Genomic DNA, 22,246 nt, shown 5'->3' with positions numbered 1-22,246 from the left:
CGAGACCCGGCGATCACGCGGTGCAGCACAGCCCGCCGCCGACGCCCGCGCTACCCGGACGCGCCTCGGTGCCGGTTCCTCAGCAACCGGTCGTCTTCCAGCAGGCACAGCAGGCGCCGATGGTCGCGCCGCAGCATCCGGTGGTTCCGCAGCAGCCGATCGCGTTTCAGCAGCCGCCGCCACTCGCGCCTCAGCCGCCGCCATTGGCGCCTCAGCCGCCCCAGTCCGCCGGGCGGGCCGCTGTTCCGGTGCCCCCGGCGCCCGCGCCGGCATACGATGCGGCGACGCGCCAGCCCGCGTTCAGCCCGCCTGTGACGAATCAGCCGCCTCCTCCGCAGCAACCGCCCGTGCCGTCGCAGACGCCGGGGCGGGCGTCGGTTCCCGTCCCCGGCGGCACCTATCAGGGCGGGCAGACCGCCGTACCGAAGGCGAAGCGCAGGTCCCGGCGCCTGGCGGCGATCCTGGTCGCGGTGTTCCTGCTGGTCGCGCTGCTCGGCTCGGGCGCCGCGGTGCAGCTCACCCGCGATCTGCCGAACGCGACCCTGACCACCTCGATCGCCGCCACCCTGAAGATCCCGGGCACGCTGCCCAAGATCCCCTGGCCGTCGAAGGGCTCCGCGGAGCTGATGATCGAGGGCCTGGGCCGGATCGGCGGCTCGGGCAGCGCGCAGACCGAGCCGATCGGCAGCGTGGCCAAGGTGATGACCGCCTACGTCATCCTGAAGAACCATCCGCTCGAGGGCACCGACGAGGGCCCGGAGCTGACCGTCACCGCCGCCGACGTGGCCGACTACACCTCGCGGATCCCGAGCGGCCAGTCCCTGGTCCAGGTGGTCGCGGGGGAGAAGCTGACCGAGCGGGACGCGATCGAGGCGCTGATGCTCCCGTCCGCGAACAACATCGCGCACCAGCTCGCGGTCTGGGACGCCGGCGGCGTCGACGACTTCCTGGCGAAGATGAACGCGGCCGCGGACGAGCTCGGCATGACCGACACCGAGTACACCGACCCGAGCGGCTTCCTGCCGTCGACCACCAGCACCGCCGCGGACCAGGTGAAGCTGGGCCGGGCGGTGCTGAAGTTCGACGTCTTCGCGGACATCGTCGAGCTGCGCAGCGCGGAGATCCCGGTGGTCGGGACGATCAAGAACTACAACGACCTGCTCGGCGTCGACGGGGTCTTCGGGATCAAGACCGGCTCGACCACCCAGGCCGGTGGCAACCTGCTCTTCGCGTCCCGGCTCAAGGTCGGCTCGAAGACGCTGGTGCTGGTCGGCGCGGTCTTCAACCAGCCCGGCGCGCACACCCCGGAGCAGCTCGCCGCGGTCAACAAGGTGGTCCGCTCGCTGCTCTCGGTGGTTCGCAAGGCCGTGAAGGAGTACGACCTGCTCGCCGTCACGCCGGTCGGCGCGGTCGAGACCGCCTGGGGCGCGCGGACCCCGGTGTCGCCGGCGAGCGCGCTGAAGGTGGTCGGCTGGCCCGGCCTCGCGGTCAAGGTCACCACCACGACGACAAAACCGGGGCCGCTGGTCACCGCCGGGCAGTCGGTGGGCGAGGTTCAGGCTTCGGGGGTACGGGTTCCGCTGCTCGCCGACGCCGCGACCAGTGCGCCCTCCCTGTGGTGGAAGCTGACCCGCGAGCCCTGACGAGTGCGCTGGGTCAGCACCACGCAGCCCAGCACCACCACGGCCGCCCCGATCGACGCGGGGCTGACCGGCTCGCCCAGCAGCAGCGCCGACCAGATCAGGGTCAGCACCGGCTGGGCGAGCTGGATCTGGCCGACCTTGGCGATCCCGCCCTTGGCCAGCCCGGCGTACCAGGCGAAGAAGCCGAGGAACATCGAGATCACGGTGAGGTAGCCGAACGCGGCCCAGCTGTGCGCGCCGGCCCGCGCCGGCAGGGTCACCAGCGTGATCGGCAGGGTCACCGGCAGCGCGATCAGCAGCGCCCAGCAGATCGTCCGCGCCCCGCCCAGCTCCCGGGCCAGCGCGCCGCCCTCGGCGTAGCCCAGCCCGCACAGCACCACGGCGGTCAGCAGGTACAGGTCGGCCGGGGTCAGCCCGCCCCGGACCGCCCCGGAGGTGATCAGGAACGTCAGCACGGCCACCAGGCCGCCGCCGCTGGCCAGCCAGAACGCGAGCGGCGGCCGCTCGTGCGCGCGCAGTGCGGCGAACACCGCGGTCATCGCCGGGAGCACGGTGACGACCACCGCGCCGTGCGACGAGGTCTGGCTGGTCAGCGCGAGCGAGGTGAACAGCGGGAACCCGACGACCACGCCGAGCGCGACGATCGGCAGCCGCAGCCACTGCGTGCGGGTCGGCCGGGGCGCCCGGGTCCAGGCCAGATAGACGACCGCCAGGACGGCCGCGCCGACTGCCCGGCCGAAGGCCACGAACCACGGGTCCAGGTCGTGCACGGCGACCCGGGTGGCCGGCAGCGACATGCTGAACGCCAGCACACCCACCGCGCCGAGGACCAGGCCGGCCGTTACCGTGCTGCGGTCAGTAGCGCTACTCTGTTCTCTCATGAATGACGGTAACGCAGCGGCCCGTGTTATCCAAGATCTTCGGGGCCGGATCACCGGCGCCGCCCCGGGATCGCGGCTGCCGTCGGTCCGCGAGCTGACCGCCCACCACGGCGCGTCGCCGGTCACCGTCGCCGAGGCGATCCGTGCCCTGGTCGCGCAGGGTCTGGTGGAGGCCCGCCCGGGCCGGGGCACGTTCGTGGCGGCGCGCCCCGAGCCGGTCCGCGGCCCCGACCTGTCCTGGCAGACGGTCGCGCTCGGGCCGGGCCGGTTCGGCGAGAGCGAGATGCAGGCGTTACTGGCGCTGCCGCCGGAGGGCGCCATCCCGCTGTCCGGTGGGTACCTGCACGCCGACCTGCAGCCGGCCGCCGCCCTCGGGACGGCGCTGGCCCGGGTCGCCCGCCAGCCGGCCGCCTGGCAGCGCGGCCCGGCCGAGGGGCGCGAGGACCTGCGCGACTGGTTCGCCCGCTCGCTGGGCACCGGGTTGCGGGCCCGGGACCTGGTGATCTGCCCGGGTGGGCAGGCCGCGCTGTCGTCCGCGTTCCGGGCGCTGGCCACGCCCGGCGACACGCTGCTCGTCGAGTCGCCGACCTATCTGGGGGCGCTCGCCGCCGCGCACGCCGGCGGGCTGCGGGTGGTGCCGGTGCCGGCCGACGCCGACGGGGTGCGGCCCGACCAGCTCGCGGCGGCGTTCGCGCGGACCGGGGCGCGGCTCTTCTACTGCCAGCCGCTCTACGCCAACCCGAGCGGCGCGACACTGGCCGCGGACCGGCGGGCCGCGGTGCTGGCCGCGGTCCGGGACCACGGGGCGTTCCTGATCGAGGACGACTACGCGCGGGACCTGGTGATCGACGGGGCGGCGCCGGCGCCGCTCGCCGCGGACGACCCGGGTGGGCACGTCGTCTACCTCCGGTCGCTGACCAAGTCGGCGGCGCCCGGGCTGCGGATCGCGGCGATCGGGGCGCGCGGGCCGGCCGGGGCGCGGCTGCGGGCGGCCCGCCTGCTCGACGACTTCTTCGTTGCGGGACCGTTACAGCAGGCGGCTCTCGAGTTCGTCTCCGGGCCGGCGTGGGGGCGGCATCTCCGTACCCTCGGAAAGGAATTGCGAAATCGGCGTGAAGCACTCCTTTCCGCACTGGAGCGGCATTTACCCGCATTGGTGCCGGCGGTGATTCCGCGCGGCGGCCTGCATCTCTGGGTCCGGCTGGCCGAGGGCACGGACGACACGGCACTCGCCGGCAAGGCCGCTGAGCAGGGCGTCGTCGTGTTCCCGGGGCGCCCCTGGTACGCCGCCGAGCCACCCGCGCCGCACCTGCGCCTGACCTACGCGGCGGCGCCGGCGGACCTGATGGACGAGGCCGTCCGGAGGCTCGCGCGCGCATTCCAAAAATGACACGCCCGAAAGATTTACTGGATTTAACGGCTGACCCCTACGATGCGCGCGTGCAACCGAATTTCGGCCTTGGGGCCGGCATGCGACTGGGCGACCGCTACCGCCTGGAGAACCGGCTCGGCGCCGGTGGGATGGGCGAGGTCTGGCGGGCCCTCGACGAGTCGTTGAACCGGGTCGTCGCCATCAAAACCATGCTGCCCGCGGCAGCGCAGGACCCCGAGTTCATCCGGCGTTTCGCGGCCGAGGCGCACGCGATGGCCCGGGTCAACCACCCGTCCGTCGCGTCGATCCACGACGTCGGGCAGGCCGGCGGCTACACCTTCCTGGTGATGGAGTTCGTCGACGGCGAGTCCCTCGCGCAGCGCCTGGCCCGCGAGGGCCGGATCGCGCCGGCCGAGACGATGCGCATCGTCAAGGCCGCCGCCGAGGGCCTGCAGGCCGTGCACGACCAGGGGATCCTGCACCGCGACATCAAGCCGGCGAACATCATGCTGCGCACCGACGGCGGCGTGCTGCTCACCGACTTCGGCATCGCCCGGCACGAGGACTCGACCGGCGTGACCGCCACCGGCGCGGTCCTCGGCACGCCCAGCTACCTGGCGCCGGAGCAGGTGCTGGGACAGCCCGCCGACCGGCGCAGCGACGTGTACTCGCTGGGCCTGGTGGCCTACGAGTGCCTGGCCGGGGAGAAGCCGTTCGTCGGCGACAACCCGTACGCGGTGGCGCTGCAGCGGATCCAGGAACAGCCGAAGACGCTCGGCGCGAACCTGCCGCCGGCGGTGCTCGCGCTGGTCGAACGGGCCCTGCAGAGCGACCCGGAGAAGCGGTTCCCGTCCGCGCTGGCGATGGCCGAGATGGCCCGGCAGGCGGCCCAGGCCCCGGTGGCCGGCGACGGTCGTACCGAAGGAAGGAAGAAGTCGCCGGCCCTGATGGTCGGCGCCGTCGCGGCGGTCCTGGTGATCGCGTTGATCGTGGCCGGGATCGTGCTGCGCGGCAACGGCGACCAGCCGGACGGCGCCTCGGCGGCCGGCAAGCCCAGCGCGACCGCGGCCGCCGGCGCCCTTCCGGAGGGCTTCGCCGCCTGCGGCGACGGGTTGTGCCCGGCCCAGCCGATGTGCTGGGGCGGCCTGGTCCGGATCGGCACCCAGGCGTCGCCGCCGGTGTCCCGGTACTGCCCCGGCAGCCACGTGTGGGAGACGTTCGCGGCGATCAAGCTGCCGGCCGGCGCGCCGGTGCTCGACTCGGCGGCCCCGCTGATCAAGCAGCCGGACGTGGCGAAGGCCTGCTCGGCGGCGGTCATGGCGGCCCAGAGCATCGACCCGGCGACGACCAAGGGCTGGCGGCGCGACGCGTGGCCGGTCGAGGGCGCCAACGGCTGGGTCCTGCACTGCATCGCCCAGCCCAAGGCCGGCTCGTCGACCGGCGCGGCTTTCAAACCATAAGAGCATCTGCCCGTACGCCGGTCGCCCCGCCCGGGGCGGCCGGCGTCTTCGTTCCCCGTGCGGGCGGAATTCACGCGCCCGCCGCCTGGGGCGGTTAGCGTTCGCCGGACTCCTCCGGAGAGGGCTGCCCATCATGTCCATCGCCGCTGACGACCCGGCCGTCCGCCGGGGACCGCGTGCCCTGCTGGGCGGGAAGCGCCCGCTGCCGGCCCACGTGACCGTCTACCTGTTCGTGGTCATCCCGTTCCTGGCGGTGCTCACCGCGGTGCCGTTCGCCTGGGGCTGGGGCCTGACCTGGCTCGACCTGGCGCTGGCCGCCGGGTGGTACACGGTCACCATCCTCGGCACGACGGCCGGCTACCACCGCTACTTCACGCACGGGTCGTTCAAGGCGCGGCGTCCACTGCGGATCGCCCTGGCGGTCGCCGGGAGCATGGCGGTGCAGGGGCCGATCCTGCACTGGGTCGCCGACCACCGGCGGCACCACGCGTTCGCCGACAAGGCGGGCGACCCGCACTCGCCCTGGCTGTTCGGGACGTCGCCGGCCGCCCTGGCCCGCGGCTTCTGGCACGCGCACCTCGGCTGGATCCTGGACCGGGACCTGACCAATCAGGAGCGGTTCTGCCCGGACCTGCTCGCCGACCGGGACATGCGCCTGGTCCACCGGCTGTTCGGCCCGCTGACCATCGTCACGCTGGCCGGTCCCGCGGTGCTGGGCGGGCTGCTCACCGGATCGTGGCACGGGGCGCTGACCGCGTTCTTCTGGGCCGGGCTGGTGCGGGTCGCGTTCCTGCACCACGTCACCTGGTCGGTGAACTCGGTCTGCCACATGATCGGCGACCGCCCGTTCACCGCCCGCGACAAGTCGGCCAACTTCTGGCCGCTGGCGATCCTGAGCATGGGCGAGTCCTGGCACAACCTGCACCACGCCGACCCGACCCAGGCCCGGCACGGGGTCCGCCCCGGCCAGATCGACATCACCGCCCGGACGATCTGGATCTTCGAGAAGCTGGGCTGGGCCCATGAGGTCAACTGGCCCACCCCGGCCCGCCTGGCCCGCATCACCCGCACACCCGCCTAGCTAACGCCGCCGGCTTGCCACCCGGCCGGCGTCCGGCCGGGTGGCTCTCCGGTGCCGCGGGCCCGCGGCACGACCGGCGTCCGGCCGGGCCGGCTTCCGGTGCCATCGGCGCCTCGCGGGCATCCGGCGGACGCGGCCGGCTCGCGACCGGATCAACAGGTGCCAGGACAGGATTCCCGCCACGCCGGTAGCGACGATCAGCACGGCAACCCTGCTCCAAGCCGACGGGGCGAGATACCCGGTGCCCGCGCGTGCCTGGGCCATCAGCTGCCGGTCCATCGGCACCCCGCCGGGCAGCCGGCCGGCCGTGCCGGTCGCCGTGGCGGTGGGCAGGACCGTCATCTTGAGCAGGCCGCTGTCCTGCAGCATCGGCAACTGTGCCGCGGTGACCGCCTCGGCCCGCTCGGCGAGCCGGCGCACGACCGGGTTACGCGTCGTGCCCAGCACCGTCGTCGCGATCGGCAGCAGCTCGCTGTCGGCGTGCCAGAGGTAGGCGACATATCCGGTGTCGAAGGTTCCCCCGCCGCTCTGCTGCAGGGTCGCGAGCGCGCTCTGTTGCTCGGCGGGCATCGGATCGTCGAGCGTGACCTCCAGCGTCCCGGCCACGCTCCGGCTCAGGTCGTCGAGCTGTTCGCACTGTGTGGTGACCTGTTGGGTCAGCCGCTTGACCGCGGGGCTCACGCTCATCCCCCGGGCCAACTCGCTGGCCGCGCCGGCCCCGGCCGCGGTCAGGTGTACCCGGCGGACGAAGTCGAGGTCGGTCGGGGTCACGGGTCCCTCGGCGGCCCGGGCCGCTGAGGCCGGCAGGATCAGCATCCCGATCAGCGCGGGCGGCACCACGAGCATGCGGACCAGCGCGGCCACGACGTGTCGCACCCGTCCACCGCTGCCGATCATGCCCATCTCCGCCTTCCGCCCGCCCGCGGCGGAAACCCGGCTCGGAGCCTAATCGGAGTGTGGAGATCAACGGCCGGATCCGGCCTTTCCTAAGGCAACCCTGAACCTCCGGGAACGCGGCCGCGACAAAAGATCAACTGCACCGGCCCGAAAGTACGCCCACTTCTGCCGAACGAATCGCCGAAACTTCCGGAACCCGGACTCGTGAATCTTCCGACATTGTCGCTGCTCAATGCGGTTCCTCGAAGATCGATTGCCACAACGAGCACATATTGAGTGTTGTAATTGCCGAAACCTGCTTGTTACGTTCCGGTCCGATCAGGATCAGATCGCCGGTCCCGTCCCCATCCCCTCCCGCTAAGGAATCCTTCATGAGAAGACACTGGCGCCAGCTGCTGGCCTCGGTGGCAGCGATCCTCGCCGCCTTGGTGGTCACCACCACGCTCGTCCCCGCGTCCCCGGCGTCCGCAGCGTCATTGACCGAGGTCACCGGCTTCGGCACCAACCCCACCGGCATCCGGATGTACCTGTACGTCCCCGACCGGCTGCCCACCAATCCGGCCGTACTGGTCGCCGTGCACTACTGCACCGGCTCCGGCCCGGCGTTCTACTCCGGCACCGAGTTCAAGTCCCTGGCCGACCAGTACGGTTTCATCGTCATCTACCCGTCCACGGTCCGCACCGGCAACTGCTGGGACGTCTCCTCGACGGGCGCGCTGACCCACAACGGCAACAGCGACCCGGTCGGTATCACCTCGATGGTCAAATACGTCCAGCAGAGGTACGCCACCGACCCGTCCCGTACGTTCGTCACCGGCGCCTCGTCCGGCGCCATGATGACGAACGTCCTGCTCGCCGACTACCCGGACGTGTTCGCCGCCGGCGCCGCGTTCATGGGCGTGCCGGACACCTGTTTCCAGGCCACCGCGGGCAACCCGGCCGACCCCACCCAGCAAGCCGGCTGGAACAGCGCCTGCGCGAACGGGCAGGTCACCAAGACCGCCGCCCAGTGGGGCGACGCGGTGCGCAACTCGTACCCCGGCTACACCGGCCGCCGGCCGCGCATGCAGCTGTGGCACGGCAGCGCCGACACCACGCTGAACTACAACAACTTCGGCGAAGAGATCAAGCAGTGGACCAACGTGCTGGGCGTCAGCCAGACCCCGGTCAAGACCGACACCCCGCAGTCCGGGTGGACCCGCACCTGGTACGGCGACACCTCGGCCCAGCCCCCGGTCCAGGCGATCAGCCTGGCCGGCGTCGGACACTCCCTGCCGATGTCCGGCCAGGCCAAGATGGCGATCACCTTCTTCGGACTGGACAGCACCTCGGTCCCGCCGTCCTCGTCGCCGGCGTCCCCGTCCCCGTCGTCCTCTCTTCCCCCGTCGTCGCAGCCGCCGCTCCCCTCGGGGTGCACCGCCTCGATCTCGCTGAACTCGTGGACCGGAGGCTACGTCGCCACGGTCAGCGTCACCGCGGGCTCCTCGGCGATCAGCGGCTGGACCGTCGGGACCACCCTCCCGTCGGGCTCCGCCGTCACCAACTCGTGGAGCGCCACCGGCAGCGGCACCACCGGCGCGGTCACCTTCACCAACGTCAGCTACAACGGCTCCGTCGCCGCCGGGCAGAAGACCGAGTTCGGCTTCCAGGGCACCGGCACCGGACCGGCCACCGCTACCTGCACTGCCCGCTGAGCGGCCACTGACCGACAAAGTCCCCTGACCCCGGCGGATGCGCGCCACGGCATCCGCCGGGCTCGGCGATGGCCACCGCGACCGGATCGGCGTCGTACCCGGCGGCGATCCGTCCTCGCGGTCGCCCACGCCGCACCACCGCGCCGGCTCCGATCCGCCACGGAGTGGCCGGCGTCCCGCGCTTCCGGCTGGTGCTCACGGCTCTTTCCGGGCCGGGGAACAGCCCTCGGTGCCGGCCGGGTACGCGGGCTGGGCCGGGAGCGCGGGCCGGGTCGTGTGGGTTCTTGGAAACCGTGACCACCCTCGGACGTCGCCCTTTCGATCCGAGTGTTCTGGCCGCCCCGCGGCCTTGCTCGGATCGGAAGGGTCCCCGCGGGAGCGACGATCAGTTATTGGCCGCAGCCGAGGCAATATTGATCTTTGGTGGGGTTGTTACTGGACCGGGTTCCAGCCGTCGCTGCCGGCCAGGTACTTCTGGGACGTGTAGTTGGCCGCCGTCGTGGCGCTCATCTGCGGGCGGTCCGAGGTGCCGTTCGTCTTGCCGGCGCCGGTGTTGTTGTACTCGGTGAAGCGGCACGTCTTCCAGGAGAAGCCGCCCATGTCCTGCCACGCGCCGGCCTGCCGGATGTGCGCGCCGAGCGTGGAGTCGCGGAACAGCACCTGGCCGATGGCGTCGGCCGCGCCCCCGGCGTGCCAGCAGCGGCCGAGCGCGACGGACTGCGCGGCGGCCGAGCTCTTCACCGTCGAGCGGGTGATCAGGAAGCCGTACGGATTGCTGTCGTCGGTGGCGGCGGCGGTGATGTAGCCGTTGTTGGAGCTGTTGATGTTGGTCGACTCGATGGTGGTGCTGTCGATGACGACCGCGCCGTTGCCGTAGATGAAGTCGGTGACCCCGGAGATGTACGACTTGTAGACGTACACCCGGATCTGCGAGCTGCCGGTGCCGCCCCAGGCCAGGAACGTGTCCTGGTAGCCCTTGAGCTGCACGTTGCGGTAGGTCTGCCGGTCCCCGGCGGCGTACAGGGCCAGCGCCTGGCTGCCCGCGCCGTACGTATTCTGCATGGTCAGGCCCTTGATCGTGCTGTTCGGGGCCTGGTTGTAGACGGTGGCGCTGCCGACCGTGCCGGCGGTCGACTGGGGCTTGTTGCCGGTGATGATCACGTCGCCGGAGGTGCCGGTGGCGCCCTGCAGGGTGATCCCGGACTTGCCGGCCGGGATCGCGACCTGGCCCTGATACGTGCCGGCCTTGATGGTGATCACGCCGCCGGCCGACGAGGCGGCGACCGCGGCCTGGATGGTGGTGTAGTCGCCGGAGCCGTCGGTGGCGACGGTGAACGACGTGGCGGCCTGCGCGGCGGCGGTGGGGAAGAGTCCGAGCGCGACGACGGCGACCAGAAGAATCTTCATGGGGAACTCCCGGAAAAGGCGACGGCGCCCGCCTGGGGATGGTGGGGCGGGCGCCGTCGGGTGCGAGAACGATCAGATCTTGCCGGTGCCCGCGCCGGCCGTGACGGTGGCCTTGACGGTGCTGTTGGCCTCGGGGGTGTACGAGTACGGGATCGCCGCGACGCTGGCGCCGTTGCGAACCTGCTCGGTGCCCGAGTTGACCTTGTAGTTGTTCAGCACCTTGAGGTTGCCGGAGTCGGAGTCGCCGGTCTGGGTGACCGTGGGGGTGGCGACGTTCTCGAAGTAGTTGCGCTCGACGAAGACGCCCGCGTTCTCGGTCGAGGCCACCCCGTACGACCCGATGTTGCTGTAGTAGTTGTTGAGCACGTGGACCGGGTTCGCGAACCGGACCCGCGGGTGCCGCTGGTTGGTGCCGTCGAACCAGTTGTGGACGTAGGTGACGCGCAGGTGCCCGAGGTCCTGGGCGCTGTTGTCGTCACTGTGCCCGAGCAGCATGGACTTGTCGTGGTTGTGCAGGTGGTTCCACGACACGGTGATGTAGTCCGAGCCACGCTTGATGTCGATCAGCCCGTCGTAGCCGTTCGACAGGTCGTTGTGGTCGATCCAGACGTTGGTGGTGCCTTCCTGGAGGTTGATCGAGTCGTCGTCGGCGTTCTTGAACACCAGGTTCCGGATGATCACGTTCTTGACGCTGGACAGGTTGAAGCCGCCGCCGGTGACGCCGGAGCTGGAGCCCACCCCGATGATCGTCTTGTTCGACGCGACGCTGTACATACCGGAGATCGTGATCAGGCCGGAGACCCGGACGGTCTGCGACGTGCTCGAGCTCAGCGCCGACTTGAGCGCGGATGCCGAGGTCACGGTGACGACGGTGCTCGACGAGCCGCCGGAGGTGCCGCCGTTGAGGCTGGCGAATCCGACCGGGCTGGACTCCGCGGCGAAAGCCGGGCCGGACTGGGCCACGACCAGGCCGCCGGCAGAGGCCAGGACGCCGGCGGTGGCCGCGGCGAGGACGGTACGACGGGACGGTGACATGGGGATTTCCTCCGTTGGGGGACGGGGTGTGCGGTTACGTGTGGGGCCCCACGTGCAGGTAAGCGCTTTCCTCGGGCTGAAGCTAGGCCCGGCATCCAGGTCTGTCAATGACTGATTTCCGGTTTGTTTCCGGCCCGCTCTTAACCGGTTCACGCTGACCTGCGAGTTCGTTCCCCGGCAACGCTCGCCCCCGGCGTGCAGCATCTGTAGAACTGGGGACATGCTGATCTATCTCGACTGCGACACCGGCATCGACGACGCGATCGCGATCGCCTACCTGCTCGCCCATCCGGACGTCACGCTCGCCGGGATCGGCACGGTCAACGGCAACACCACCGCCCCGCAGGCGGCGGCCAACACCCTCGGCGTGCTCGCCCTGGCCGGCGTCACCGGCATTCCGGTCGCGGTCGGCTCCGGCGCACACCCGCACTCGCCTGTCTCGGTGCACGGTGGCAACGGCATCGGCGAGGTCCGCCTCCCCTCAGGAGCAAAACCGGTTTCCCGTACGGCGGTGGAACTGCTCTTGGATCTGGCCCGGGAAAACCCCGGTGAGCTGCACGTCCTCGCGACCGGCCCGTGCGGCAACCTGGCCGCCGCGCTCGCCGCCGAGCCCCGCCTGCCCGAACTGGTCGCGTCGGTCACCGTGATGGGCGGGGCGGTCCGCGTCCCCGGCAACCGCCTGCCGGACGCCGAGGCGAACATCGCCCACGACCCGGGCGCCGCCGCGACCGTCCTGGCCGCGCCGTGGCCGATCACGCTGGTGCCGCTCGACGTGACGATGCGGCACCGGTGGACCGTCGCCGACGTCGACGCCCTGCGCGCCGGCGGGACCCCGCTGCAGCGGGCACTCTCGGACATGGTGCCGGTCTACTTCGACAGTTACGAGCGGCGGCTCGGCGTGCGGGAGATTCCACTGCACGACCCGCTCGCCGCCGCGATCATGCTCGGGGACGTGGTGCCGGGGGAGGCTCCGCTGCTGACGATCGGGGTGGCGGGCAATGGCCGTACCGTCGAATCGGGTTCGGGGTTGGTCCGGGTGATCCTCTCGCTCGCCGAACCGGCCGGCCCGATCCTCCTGAGCCGCCTGCTCGCCTGATCCTCTTCGGACAGAACCACCCGGACGCGCGCATCGAGGAACGCCGCGCTCCGGCGGCCGGCCGGGAGAATCGCATGATGCGCACCTCCCTGGCCACCCTGAGCGTGCTCGCCGTCGCGGGCGGCGTCCTCGTCGCCGCCGCCCCGGCCCCGGCCGCGACGCCCGCCCTGCGGTTCCTCGCCGCCCAGTACGACTCTCCCGGCACGGACACCCGCTCGAACGCGTCGCTGAACGCCGAGTGGATCCAGCTGGTCAACACCGGCAGCACGGCGGTCAGCCTGACGGGTTGGCGGATCGTCGACACGTCCCGGACCTACACGTTCGGCGCGGTCACCATCGCCGGTCGGGGCGGCACGGTCACCCTGCACACCGGCAAGGGCACGGACACGGCGACCGTCCGGTACTGGAACTCCGGGAACTACGTCTGGAACAACACCGGCGACACCGCGACGTTGCGGACCGCCGCCGGCCAGGTGCACGACACGTGCACCTGGAAGCAGCAGGCCGGGCGCACCAAGGTCTCCTGCTGACTGCCGGCCGGCCCGTCACCCGCGCGGGGCGGGCCGGCCGGCAGTCGCGCCGGCGAGCCGGTGGAGACGCCGGCGGGCGTGGTGCGCCCCGACGGTCACTACGAGGCGTGCACCCGGTTGCGCCCGGCCCGCTTGGCCGCGTAGAGCCGTTGGTCCGCCGTTTCCAGCGCGGAGTCGACGGCGGCCGGCGAGGCGATCTCGGCGACCCCGAAGCTGATCGTCACCCGCAGCCCCTCGGCGATCTGCTCCCACGGGTGGGCGGCCACCCGCGCCCGGAGCAGGTCGCACGCCGCGCGCGCGTCCTCCAGGGTCGAGCCGCTCAGCGCGATCAGGAACTCTTCGCCGCCGAGCCGCGCGACCAGGTCCGTGTCCCGCACGCCGGCCAGGAAGATCCCGGCGAGCCGGCGCAGCACCTCGTCCCCGACCGGGTGTCCGTACCGGTCGTTGACCTGCTTGAACAGGTCGACGTCGGCGAGCCCGACGTAGAGCGGCGCGGAGCCGGCGGCGAGCACCGGCAGCCGCTCGTCGATCGAGCGGCGGTTCGGCAGGCCGGTCAGCGCGTCCTCGGTCGCCTGCCGCTGCCAGACCGCGCTCGCGGCGGTGAGCTCGGCGTTGTACGCCCGGTGCAGCTCCGCCTCCAGGCGGGCGTTCTCGGTCTCCAGCCGCGCGTTGTCCAGCTCGAAGTGGTGCGCCGCCATCCGCGCCCGGGCCGCCGCGACCTGGTTGTGCAGCTCCCGTTCGAGGTCGTGGAAGCCCCGGTAGCAGCGCAGCGCCTCCTGGAAGTCGCCGACCCGCTCGTGCGCGTCGGACAGCTCCCGCAGGATCTCCATCGCCATCGGTTTCTCGCCGGCCCGCCGCGCCCGGTCGAGCGCCAGCCGCAGCCCGTCGACCGCCGCCGCGTGCTCGCCGCGCAGCAGCCGCACCTGCGCCTGGTGCTGCAGCGCGGACGACTCGAGCGACCAGTACCCGGCGTCCACCGCGATCAGCCGGGACTGCTCGATGTGCCCGGCGGCGCCGTCCAGATCCCCGGCCAGGGCCAGCAGCATCCCGTAGTTGTCCAGGCTCAGCGACTCCCGGAACGGGTTGTTTGCGGCCCGCGCCAGCCGCAGCGCCTCGGCCACCCAGCCGAGCGCGTTCGCCAGCATCTGCTCGGCGCGGTCGGCCGAACCGAGCTGCCGCAGCCGGGGCACCTCGTAGACGGCGTTGTCGCCGATGTTGTTGAGGATGCAGAACCGGGCCTCGTCGTCCATGTCGGCCGACATGGTCAGCGCCTGCGACAGGTACGTGTTGCTCAGCTCGTGGTCGCCCATGCTGCCGTGCACCACGCCGGTCCGGTTGTGCACCCAGTAGAGCAGGTCCCGGTTGCCGAGCCCCTGCGCGATGTCGCGGGCCCGGGCGAGCACGTCCAGCGCCTCCTCGTGCATGCCGAGGTCGCGCAGCGGCATGGCCTGCAGGGTGAGCACCTGGCAGAGGCCGGCGCCGTCGTTGAGCGTCTCCAGCTCGGCGACCGCCTGCCGGCACGCGGTGACCGCCTCTTCCTGGCGGCCGATGCGCAGCAGCTGGTTGGCGAGCGAGCGCAGCGCCTCGGCCTGCCCGTGCCGGTCGCCGATCGAGGCGGCCAGGTCGGCGGCGCGCTGCGCGGTCTCGCACCCGGCCCGGTAGTCGCCGGCCCGGCGCAGCTCCTCGGCGCGGGCGAGGAGGTGCGCCACGGTCTCCGCCTGCGACAGATCGACCTGACCGACGGTCATACCCATTCCCCCTCCGGCGCGTTGGGGCGTCCATCGGCCCGAACCCCGCGGTCCTGAGAACAACCGGAATATAACCGTAGATCAACCCCTCAGTCACAACCCCGACCACCCCTTGGACCCCGCAACCCCCACGATCAACACCGCGTTTCCGGTACGGCGGCAGCCCACGCCCGCCCGATCGGCTCGGGACCGGGCTCACCGCCGTACCGCGAACGGGGTGACCGCGAGTCGAGCGGAGCCGGCGCCGGTCAGTCGAGGGTGAGCAGCACCTTGCCGATCGCGCCCTTCTCGACCGCGGCGTGCGCGTCGGCGGTCCGGTCCAGCGGGAAGTGGTGCAGCGGCAGCCCGTGTTCCGTGCCGATGCCGAGCACGCCGTCGCGCAGGGCGGCGCCGACGTCCTCCGCGGCGGCCTGCAGCGCCGGCTCGCCGACCGTGTAGAGGATCAGGAACTGGATCCGGGCGTTGATCATCATGTGCGGGCGGATGTCGAACGCCGCGGTGTCGCCGCCGTTGTTGGCGTAGATCGCGATGGTCGCGTGGTTCGCCGCGACGGCCTGGTTGAGCTGGGCGTTCTGCGCGACGGCGACCTCGGCGATCACGTCGACGCCGTCCGGGGCGACCGCGCGGATCGCCGTCGCCGCGTCGGTGGCGCGGTAGTCGACGACGTGGTGCGCGCCCGCCGCGGTCGCCAGCTCGGCCTTCTCCGGGCTGCTGACCGTGGTCACCACGGTGGCGCCGGCCCAGCGGGCCAGCTGGATCGCGGCGTGCCCGACCGCGCCCGCGCCGCCGGCGACCAGCACGGTCCGGCCGGTCAGCGCGCCCGGCGCGAGCCGGCCCGGCCCGGCCTCGGCGACGGTCAGCGCGCGGTGCGCGGTGATCGCCGGGACGCCGAGCGCGGCGCCCTCGTCGAACGAGAACGGCTCGGGCAGCGGGAACGCGTGCGCGGCCGGCACGACGCAGAACTCGGCGGCGGTGCCGAACGGCCCGGTGTGCGCGGCGAGCATCACCCACACCCGGTCGCCGGGGTGGTGTGACAGCACGCCCGGGCCGACCGCGTCCACGATCCCGGCCCCGTCCATGTTCGGGATGCTGCCCGGCGCGCTGGTGGCCACGCGTTTCCAGTCGGTCGGGTTGACGCCGGAGCGGATCACCCGGACCCGGATCTCGCCGTCGCCCGGCTCGGGAACGGTCCGTTCGGTGAGCCGGAGCGTGGAGTTGTCGAAAACGATCGCCCTCATGCTCCGACCCTACGAGTGGATCAGGCCTCGCGCAGCACCTCGTCCATCCCGCCGTTGGCCCGCCAGTCGCGCAGCAGCGCGTGGAAGACCACCGGGCCGGGGCCGAACGAGTTGTTCACCGGCCGCGGCTTGCCCTCGCCGTTGTAGTACCCCGGCGTGCACTCGGCCTGGAAGTTCACGGTGACCGGGGCGGTCTCCCGGATCACCGCGATCCAGCCCTCCTCGGCCTCGGCGGTCGGCTCGATCCGGTGCGCGCCGCGCTCGGCGGCCGCGCCGATCAGCGCGCCGATGTGGGTGGCCTGCTCCTGCAGCACGTGGGTGAAGTTGACCGCCGCGGCGTTCTGCAGCGAGCCGAGGTGGAACAGGTTCGGGAAGCCGTGGCTGTAGAAGCCGTGCAGCGAGCGCGGGCCCTTCGACCAGTGCCCGAGCAGCGGCAGGCCGCCGCGGCCGAAGACCGGCAGGGTGCCGGAGACGACGCCGGAGATGCCGACCTCGAAGCCGGTCGCGAAGATCACCACGTCGACCTCGAACTCCCGGTCGCCGACCTTGATGCCGGTCGCGGTCATCGCGGTGATGCCGCCGTGGTCCGCGGTGTCCACCAGGGTCACGTTGTCCCGGTTGAACGTCTCCAGGTAGAAGTCGCTGAACGTGGGCCGCTTGCACATGTACCGGTACCACGGCTTGAGGAGCTCGGCGGTCGCCGGGTCGGTGACCACCTCGTCGACCCGGGCCCGGATCTCGTCCATCTTGCGCGCGTCGGCCAGCTCGTCGAAGTGCGCGCGGTCCTCGGCCGAGATGGTGTCGTCGAGCGTGCCGGTCAGCATCTGCCGCTGCAGCTTGGCGGTCGCCGTCCAGCCGTCGTCGATCAGGTCCTCGTCGACGTGCCCGCCGGTGACCAGGGTCAGGAAGTTCTGCATCCGCTCCTGCTGCCAGCCGGGCTGCAGCGAGGCGGCGAAGGACGGCTCGAACGGCCGGTTGCCACGCACGTCGACAGTGGACGGGGTGCGCTGGAAGACGTACAGGTGCTCGACGTCCGGGGCGATCGACGGGACGATCTGGATCGCGCTGGCGCCGGTGCCGACCACCGCGACCCGCTTGCCGGTCAGGTCGTAGTCGTGGTCCCAGCGGCTGCTGTGGAACGTGTGCCCGGTGAACCCGTCCAGGCCCGGGATGCCGGGGAGCTTCGGCTGGGAGAGCGTGCCGGAGGAGATCACCACGTACCGGCTGCGGAAGTCGTCACCGCGGTCGGTCTTGACGTTCCACTCGGCGGCCTCGTCGTCCCAGCGCAGCTCGACGACCCGGGTGTGGAACATGGTGTCGGCGTACAGGTCGAACTGCTTGGCGATCGCGACCGCGTGCTGGCGGATCTCCTCGCCCGGGGCGTAGCGCCACTTCGGGACGTAGCCGACCTCTTCCAGCAGCGGCATGTAGACCGTCGCCTCGATGTCGCAGTGCACGCCGGGGTACCGGTTCCAGTACCAGGTGCCGCCGAAGTCGCCGCCCTCGTCGATCATCCGGATGTGCTCGACGCCGGCCTGCCGCAGCCGCGCGCCGGTGACCAGACCGCCGAAACCGCCGCCGATCACGACCGCGTCGACCCGGTCGTGCGCGGTGTCACGCTCCGCCCACGCGGTGTAGGGGTCCTTGGCGTACGAGCTCAGATCGCCGGCCGCCCGCCGGTACTGCGCGGTGCCCTCCGGGCGGATCCGGCGGTCGCGTTCCGCCTGGTACTTCGCGCGCAGCTTGCCGAGAAGCTCGGCGGAGTAGCGGCGCGGCTGGAAGGTGGGGGACATGAGCGTCCTTCTGGGGCGGAACCGGTGGGGCCGGACCAGCTAAGCCGCGCAAGGTTTTTAAGTCAAGTGATTGCCAAATGAATGTTGATCATTGTGGACTCACGTCCACGCAGTGCGATCCTTCGATCACCGGATGCTGGCCGGCGCCTGGTACAACCCCTCGATCGCATCGATCAGCCCCACTGTCGTCGCGGACCACACCGCGGCCGCCTTGGCGGGGTTCTCCGGCAGGCCCCGCTCGCGCTGCGCGCACAGGTGCGTGATCAGCGTGTGCGCCATGTCGTCGCGCTCGTTGCGCACCGCCACCGGCAGCCCGGGCAGGCAGCCGTGCAGGCCCTCGGTCACCGCGATCAGGTGCGTGGCGCCGGCGAACTCCAGCGCGGCCAGCTCCCGCAGCTGCGGCTCGGTGATCAGCTGCGCGGCCAGCCGGGCGTAGCGGCACGGCGTCCCCAGCGATCGCAGGTGATCCGTGTACGGCCGCACCACGCAGGTCACCCAGTCGCGCAGCCGGGTGCTGTCCCGGTGCGCGGCCAGCAGCTCGCCCCGGATCTGCTCCATCGGCTCGGCGTGCCGGCGGATGATCGCCCGCACCAGATCCGCCTTGGTCCCGAAGTGATAGTTCACCGCGGCGTTGTTGCCCTGCCCGGCCGCCTCGCTGACCTGCCGGTTCGACACGGAGAACACCCCGTGCTCGGCGAAGAGCCGTTCCGCCGCCACGATGATCCGCAGGCGGGTGTGCTCCACCTGCTCGTGCCGCCGGCTGCTCTGATGGTCGGTGACTCCCATGGCAGGGCCAGGATAGCCACCGCGCAATTCGATTGTCTCGATCAGGGCCACCGGAGAGCATGGGCGGCGTGCGCACACCGTTGCAGGGTGGGCTGCCGCCCGCCGGGGTGGTGGCCGGCGCGGTGGTGGAGATCGCCTGCGACGAGTCCGGGTTCTCCGGGACGAACCTGCTGCACTCCGGCGCCCCGCTGATCACGCACGCCGGGGTCGACCTGACCCGGGCCGAGGCGACCGCCCTGATCGCCGGGCTGCGCGACGGGTTCCGCTTCTCGCCCCGCGAGCTCAAGTCCGGCCAGCTGCTGCGCAAGCCCGGCGCGGCGCTGGACTTCTTCCTCGCCGCGCTGCGCGGACGCGCCCACGTGCACGTGATCGACAAGGAGCGCTTCCTGATCGGCCGGGTGGTCGACCTGCTGCTCGCCGAGCCGTCCTACGCGGCCGGCACCAGCCTGGCCCGCGACCCGCGTGCGGCGGCGCTCGCGACCTGCCCGGCCGGGCCGGAGCGGGACGCGTTCCTGGCCGCCTTCGTCGATCTGGCCCGGACCAAGCGCGCCCGTCCGATCGGTCACCGCGTCGACAATTTCTTTCAGACCAGAGATTCGCTGGTACGGGGGACGCCCGCCGACCCGGTCCTCGACGCCCTCGACCCCACCCACGTCCGCGCCGTGGTGACCCGGCTCGACGCCGAGGACCGCGCGCTCCCGCCCCCGCTGGAGCCGCTGCTCCCGGCGCTGGCCGAGACGGTCCTGTTCTGGGCCGCCGGGACACGCCGGGTGCTGGTCACGCACGACGAGCAGAGCGCCCTGACCGCCGACCGCCTGACCCGCCTGCAGCGCGCGCTGGCCACCGGGCCCGGCCCGTCCCCGCTGGCCGGGCTGGTGATGGCCGACTCCCGGGCCGATCCACGGGTCCAGGTCGCCGACCTGCTCGCCGGGGTCGCCCGGCGGTCAGTGCCCGACGCCCTGGTAACCGCGCAGCTGATGGCGCCAGAAGCGGTAGGCCAGCGTGAACAGCGCGACGCCGACCAGCGGTGACAGCAGGCCGAGCCAGGCCGGGACGGCGAGCTGACCGGTGCGGCCCAGGATCACGCTGGCCGGGAGGAAGGCGATGAACGCGACCGGCAGCACGTAGGTCAGCACCCGCTGCACCCCGGTCCCGAAGACGCTCAGCGGGTACGACCCGAGCGTGTCGATCGCGTCCAGCGTCATCATCCGGTACGCCCAGGTGTCCAGGACCCGGACCGACAGGCCGGCCAGCGCGACCACCACGGACGCCTCCAGGAACGCCCCGCCCAGGACGGCGAGCACCAGGAACCCGACCGAGCCGGCCGACCAGTCCACGTCGGCGACGACCAGCGCGACGCCGAAGACCAGGATCGCCATCGACAGGTCACCGAACGGCAGGATCGAGCGGGTGTGGCTGGCCATCTGGGACAGCACGTTCGCCGGGCGCAGCAGCATCCGGTCGAGCTGACCCTCGCGGATCAGGAAGTCGGACTGGCCGATGCCGTCCATCGTGACGAGCCAGAGCGCGTGCGAGAGCAGTCGCATGCCGTACAAAAAGGCAATTTGTCCTAAGCCCCAGCCGGCGACGGTGCCGAACGTGTGCAGCAGCGCCCAGACGAACGCGAAGCCACTGCCCTGGTAGGCGGCGCCGGCCAGCACCATCATCAGCAGGTTGCCGCGGTACTGCAGCACGCCGCGCAGCGAGGCGCCGCGCAGCAGCAGGTAGAGCCGCAGCTCGCGCTTGAGATCAACCACCGTGCACCACGATCTTCCGATGGGCGCGCTGCCAGGCCAGGGCCAGCAGACCGGACAGGAGCCCGATCCAGACGAGCGCGAGGGCGAACCCGGTGAGCACCCGCGTGCCGTGGATCTGACCGATGTAGATCGCCGCCGGCTCGGCCACGATGAACCGGAACGGCAGCGCCTCGGCGACCGCGCGCAGCGGCCCCGGGAAGAACACCAGCGGCACGCTCGCCCCGGCCAGGAACGCCGCGACGAACCGGTACAGCACCGAGATCCCGAGGTTGTCCACGGTCCAGAACGCGGTCAGCCCGATCAGCAGGGTGAGCAGCGCGTTCAGCACCCAGCCGAGCAGCAGCGCCACCGGGTAGAGCAGGCCGGCGGCGAGCCCGGCCGGCCCGGACAGGCCGCCGAGCAGCGCGGCGACCGGCGTGACCACCAGCATCACCGCGATCTGCAGCATCGACTGGCCGGCCTGCATGGCCAGCATCTGCCCGGGATAGCCCATCGGCCGGCTCACGTCGAACAGCACCTCGCCGGACCGCACCCGGCTCGCCATGATCCAGGTGATCGGCGTGTTGATCACGACGGCCTGCAGGTTGGCCAGGGTCAGGTAGACGATCGTGCTCTCCAGGGTGAGCCCGGCGACCGTGTCCCGGCCCTGGTAGGCGGCCGACCAGACCCGGGTGACGAGCAGGATCCAGAGCAGCGTGACGGTCATCGACGCGAAGATCGTGCTGCGGTACTGCAGGCGGATGGCGATCGCGGTCCGTACGTACGCGAGGTAGCCCCGGGTCCTCACCCGTCCCGCCGCTCGCGGTACAGCTCCCGGACGACGCTCTCCAGGTTCGACTCGACCACCGACAGGTCGCGGATCTGCCGCCCGTCGCCGGCCGCGGTCAGCAGCCGGTGCACCGGCTCGTCGCGGCCCACCCGGAACCGCCAGCGCCCGTCGTGCTCCCGCTCGCCGACGAACCCGCCCAGGTCCAGCCGGTCCCCGTCGACGTGGTCCCCGTCCAGCCGGACCAGCACGTCCTGGTACGGCGCGTACCGCGCGATCAGCCCGTCCACCGGCCCGTCGTAGAGCACCTGTCCGTGATCGATCAGCAGGATCCGGCGACACAGCCGCTCCACGTCGGCCAGGTCGTGCGTGGTCAGCAGCACGGTCGTCCGGCCGCTGCGGTTCGCCTCGTCGACGAAGCCGCGCACGGTCTCCTTGGCGAGCACGTCCAGCCCGACCGTCGGCTCGTCCAGGTAGAGCAGCGGCGGGTCGTAGAGCAGCGCGGCGGCCAGGTCCCCGCGCATCCGCTGACCCAGGCTCAGCTGCCGCACCGGGGTCTTCAGGAACGGATCGAGGTCCAGCAGTTTCCGCAAACGCGCCAGATTGCTGCGATAACGGGCGTCCGGTACGTCGTAGAGCGCCCCCACCAGCTTCAGCGACTCGATCAGCGGCAGGTCCCACCACAGCTGGCTGCGCTGCCCGAACACCACGCCGATCCGGTACGCCAGCCGCTGCCGGTCCCGCCACGGCACCACCGGCCCGTCCGGCCCGGCCACCTCGACGGTCCCGCTGGTCGGCCAGAGCACGCCGGTGAGCAGCTTGATCGTGGTCGACTTGCCGGCGCCGTTCGGCCCGAGATAGCCGACCACCTCGCCCTCGTCGATGCTGAAGCTGATCCGGTCGACCGCGAGGGTGCGCTCCCGCTCCCGGGTGAACAGCGTGCGTACCGCGGCGAACCGGCCCTCCACCGGTCTGGTCCGGACGTATTCCTTGGTCAGTTCCCGAACCGTGATGAGGGCCATGCCGTTCGGTCTACCGATCCGCCCGAATCCGGGTCAACCG

At 71.9% G+C, this 22,246-nt stretch carries 19 protein-coding genes; 8 read left to right on the top strand and 11 right to left on the bottom strand.

Translation table 11 applies throughout. The features are described 5' to 3' along the window. Window positions 1-347: 347 nt before the first annotated feature. Window positions 348-1,643, top strand: coding sequence for a D-alanyl-D-alanine carboxypeptidase family protein (locus L3i22_RS36010; RefSeq protein WP_255657419.1), 1,296 nt, complete (start codon window positions 348-350; stop codon window positions 1,641-1,643). On the opposite strand, the gene L3i22_RS36005 is transcribed toward L3i22_RS36010, so the two are convergent. After that, the gene (locus tag L3i22_RS36005) at window positions 1,556-2,524 is read right to left on the bottom strand and encodes a DMT family transporter (RefSeq protein WP_221321944.1); all 969 of its coding nucleotides are present in this window, start codon (window positions 2,522-2,524) and stop codon (window positions 1,556-1,558) included. The genes L3i22_RS36010 and L3i22_RS36005 overlap by 88 nt on opposite strands. Here L3i22_RS36005 and L3i22_RS36000 point away from each other — a divergent pair. From L3i22_RS36000 to L3i22_RS35990, 3 genes are all read left to right on the top strand, one after another. Then, window positions 2,523-3,914 (top strand): PLP-dependent aminotransferase family protein, encoded by a 1,392-nt coding sequence (locus tag L3i22_RS36000; RefSeq protein ID WP_221321943.1) that lies wholly within the window; start codon window positions 2,523-2,525, stop codon window positions 3,912-3,914. The genes L3i22_RS36005 and L3i22_RS36000 overlap by 2 nt on opposite strands. A 50-nt stretch (window positions 3,915-3,964) precedes the next feature. Next, window positions 3,965-5,356, top strand: a complete 1,392-nt coding sequence (locus tag L3i22_RS35995; RefSeq protein WP_221321942.1) for a serine/threonine-protein kinase — start codon at window positions 3,965-3,967, stop codon at window positions 5,354-5,356. A gap of 133 nt (window positions 5,357-5,489) precedes the next feature. Further along, complete coding sequence (locus tag L3i22_RS35990) at window positions 5,490-6,437, top strand: acyl-CoA desaturase (RefSeq protein ID WP_221321941.1); 948 nt, start codon at window positions 5,490-5,492, stop codon at window positions 6,435-6,437. On the opposite strand, the gene L3i22_RS35985 is transcribed toward L3i22_RS35990, so the two are convergent. Then, entirely contained in the window at window positions 6,438-7,313 is an 876-nt protein-coding gene (locus tag L3i22_RS35985; RefSeq protein ID WP_221321940.1) for a DUF4142 domain-containing protein, read from the bottom strand. Between the two features lie 392 nt (window positions 7,314-7,705). Here L3i22_RS35985 and L3i22_RS35980 point away from each other — a divergent pair, with 392 nt between their 5' ends. Continuing rightward, window positions 7,706-9,028 carry a PHB depolymerase family esterase gene (locus tag L3i22_RS35980; RefSeq protein WP_221321939.1) on the top strand — a complete coding sequence of 441 codons (1,323 nt, stop codon included), beginning with the start codon at window positions 7,706-7,708 and terminating at the stop codon, window positions 9,026-9,028. 432 nt (window positions 9,029-9,460) lie between these two features. Here the strand turns inward: L3i22_RS35980 and L3i22_RS35975 are convergent, their stop codons facing one another. Continuing rightward, a complete protein-coding gene (locus L3i22_RS35975) occupies window positions 9,461-10,435 on the bottom strand; it encodes a pectinesterase family protein (protein WP_221321938.1) in 975 nt (324 codons plus the stop codon). A gap of 72 nt (window positions 10,436-10,507) precedes the next feature. Beyond that, the gene (locus L3i22_RS35970) at window positions 10,508-11,470 is read right to left on the bottom strand and encodes a polysaccharide lyase family 1 protein (RefSeq protein WP_221321937.1); all 963 of its coding nucleotides are present in this window, start codon (window positions 11,468-11,470) and stop codon (window positions 10,508-10,510) included. Window positions 11,471-11,690: 220 nt separating this feature from the next. On the opposite strand from L3i22_RS35970, the gene L3i22_RS35965 reads away from it, so the two are divergent. Next, window positions 11,691-12,566 carry a nucleoside hydrolase gene (locus L3i22_RS35965; protein ID WP_221321936.1) on the top strand — a complete coding sequence of 292 codons (876 nt, stop codon included), beginning with the start codon at window positions 11,691-11,693 and terminating at the stop codon, window positions 12,564-12,566. A gap of 77 nt (window positions 12,567-12,643) precedes the next feature. Then, the gene (locus tag L3i22_RS35960; protein ID WP_221321935.1) at window positions 12,644-13,096 is read left to right on the top strand and encodes a lamin tail domain-containing protein; all 453 of its coding nucleotides are present in this window, start codon (window positions 12,644-12,646) and stop codon (window positions 13,094-13,096) included. 98 nt (window positions 13,097-13,194) lie between these two features. Here the strand turns inward: L3i22_RS35960 and L3i22_RS35955 are convergent, their stop codons facing one another. The 4 genes from L3i22_RS35955 to L3i22_RS35940 form a co-directional block, all read right to left on the bottom strand. Beyond that, window positions 13,195-14,844 carry a GGDEF domain-containing protein gene (locus L3i22_RS35955; RefSeq protein ID WP_221321934.1) on the bottom strand — a complete coding sequence of 550 codons (1,650 nt, stop codon included), beginning with the start codon at window positions 14,842-14,844 and terminating at the stop codon, window positions 13,195-13,197. A gap of 248 nt (window positions 14,845-15,092) precedes the next feature. After that, entirely contained in the window at window positions 15,093-16,082 is a 990-nt protein-coding gene (locus L3i22_RS35950; protein ID WP_221321933.1) for an NADPH:quinone reductase, read from the bottom strand. 20 nt (window positions 16,083-16,102) lie between these two features. Further along, the gene (locus L3i22_RS35945; RefSeq protein ID WP_221321932.1) at window positions 16,103-17,875 is read right to left on the bottom strand and encodes an NAD(P)/FAD-dependent oxidoreductase; all 1,773 of its coding nucleotides are present in this window, start codon (window positions 17,873-17,875) and stop codon (window positions 16,103-16,105) included. Between the two features lie 126 nt (window positions 17,876-18,001). Then, window positions 18,002-18,661: a TetR/AcrR family transcriptional regulator gene (locus L3i22_RS35940; protein WP_221321931.1), complete on the bottom strand. Its 660-nt coding sequence runs from the start codon at window positions 18,659-18,661 to the stop codon at window positions 18,002-18,004. A 59-nt stretch (window positions 18,662-18,720) separates the two neighbouring features. Between L3i22_RS35940 and L3i22_RS35935 the strand changes: the two genes are divergently transcribed. Beyond that, window positions 18,721-19,692, top strand: coding sequence for a hypothetical protein (locus L3i22_RS35935; protein ID WP_255657418.1), 972 nt, complete (start codon window positions 18,721-18,723; stop codon window positions 19,690-19,692). Here L3i22_RS35935 and L3i22_RS35930 read toward each other — a convergent pair. Genes L3i22_RS35930 through L3i22_RS35920 form a run of 3 tightly spaced genes read right to left on the bottom strand, consistent with a single transcriptional unit; the run spans window position 19,606 to window position 22,206 of the window. Continuing rightward, on the bottom strand, window positions 19,606-20,418 hold the full coding sequence (locus tag L3i22_RS35930; protein ID WP_221321929.1) for an ABC transporter permease: 813 nt from the start codon (window positions 20,416-20,418) through the stop codon (window positions 19,606-19,608). The two genes, L3i22_RS35935 and L3i22_RS35930, sit on opposite strands and share 87 nt — an antisense overlap. Beyond that, window positions 20,411-21,205, bottom strand: a complete 795-nt coding sequence (locus L3i22_RS35925; protein ID WP_221321928.1) for an ABC-2 family transporter protein — start codon at window positions 21,203-21,205, stop codon at window positions 20,411-20,413. The genes L3i22_RS35930 and L3i22_RS35925 overlap by 8 nt, the downstream gene beginning before the upstream one ends. Then, complete coding sequence (locus L3i22_RS35920) at window positions 21,202-22,206, bottom strand: ATP-binding cassette domain-containing protein (protein ID WP_221321927.1); 1,005 nt, start codon at window positions 22,204-22,206, stop codon at window positions 21,202-21,204. The genes L3i22_RS35925 and L3i22_RS35920 overlap by 4 nt, the downstream gene beginning before the upstream one ends. Between the last annotated feature and the right edge of the window lie 40 nt (window positions 22,207-22,246).

This window comes from Actinoplanes sp. L3-i22 (assembly GCF_019704555.1).
Taxonomy (GTDB): Bacteria; Actinomycetota; Actinomycetes; order Mycobacteriales; family Micromonosporaceae; genus Actinoplanes.
This window is presented reverse-complemented; position numbering and strand designations above follow the sequence as displayed.

Bases quoted from the DNA above. Each gene is read 5' to 3' on its own strand.
- L3i22_RS36000 (WP_221321943.1), top strand. From the start codon at position 2,523: ATGAATGACGGTAACGCAGCGGCCCGTGTTATCCAAGATCTTCGGGGC.
- L3i22_RS36005 (WP_221321944.1), bottom strand. From the start codon at position 2,524: ATGAGAGAACAGAGTAGCGCTACTGACCGCAGCACGGTAACGGCCGGC.
- L3i22_RS35990 (WP_221321941.1), top strand. From the start codon at position 5,490: ATGTCCATCGCCGCTGACGACCCGGCCGTCCGCCGGGGACCGCGTGCC.
- L3i22_RS35980 (WP_221321939.1), top strand. From the start codon at position 7,706: ATGAGAAGACACTGGCGCCAGCTGCTGGCCTCGGTGGCAGCGATCCTC.
- L3i22_RS35975 (WP_221321938.1), bottom strand. From the start codon at position 10,435: ATGAAGATTCTTCTGGTCGCCGTCGTCGCGCTCGGACTCTTCCCCACC.
- L3i22_RS35970 (WP_221321937.1), bottom strand. From the start codon at position 11,470: ATGTCACCGTCCCGTCGTACCGTCCTCGCCGCGGCCACCGCCGGCGTC.
- L3i22_RS35965 (WP_221321936.1), top strand. From the start codon at position 11,691: ATGCTGATCTATCTCGACTGCGACACCGGCATCGACGACGCGATCGCG.
- L3i22_RS35960 (WP_221321935.1), top strand. From the start codon at position 12,644: ATGCGCACCTCCCTGGCCACCCTGAGCGTGCTCGCCGTCGCGGGCGGC.
- L3i22_RS35955 (WP_221321934.1), bottom strand. From the start codon at position 14,844: ATGACCGTCGGTCAGGTCGATCTGTCGCAGGCGGAGACCGTGGCGCAC.
- L3i22_RS35950 (WP_221321933.1), bottom strand. From the start codon at position 16,082: ATGAGGGCGATCGTTTTCGACAACTCCACGCTCCGGCTCACCGAACGG.
- L3i22_RS35945 (WP_221321932.1), bottom strand. From the start codon at position 17,875: ATGTCCCCCACCTTCCAGCCGCGCCGCTACTCCGCCGAGCTTCTCGGC.
- L3i22_RS35940 (WP_221321931.1), bottom strand. From the start codon at position 18,661: ATGGGAGTCACCGACCATCAGAGCAGCCGGCGGCACGAGCAGGTGGAG.
- L3i22_RS35935 (WP_255657418.1), top strand. From the start codon at position 18,721: ATGGGCGGCGTGCGCACACCGTTGCAGGGTGGGCTGCCGCCCGCCGGG.
- L3i22_RS35920 (WP_221321927.1), bottom strand. From the start codon at position 22,206: ATGGCCCTCATCACGGTTCGGGAACTGACCAAGGAATACGTCCGGACC.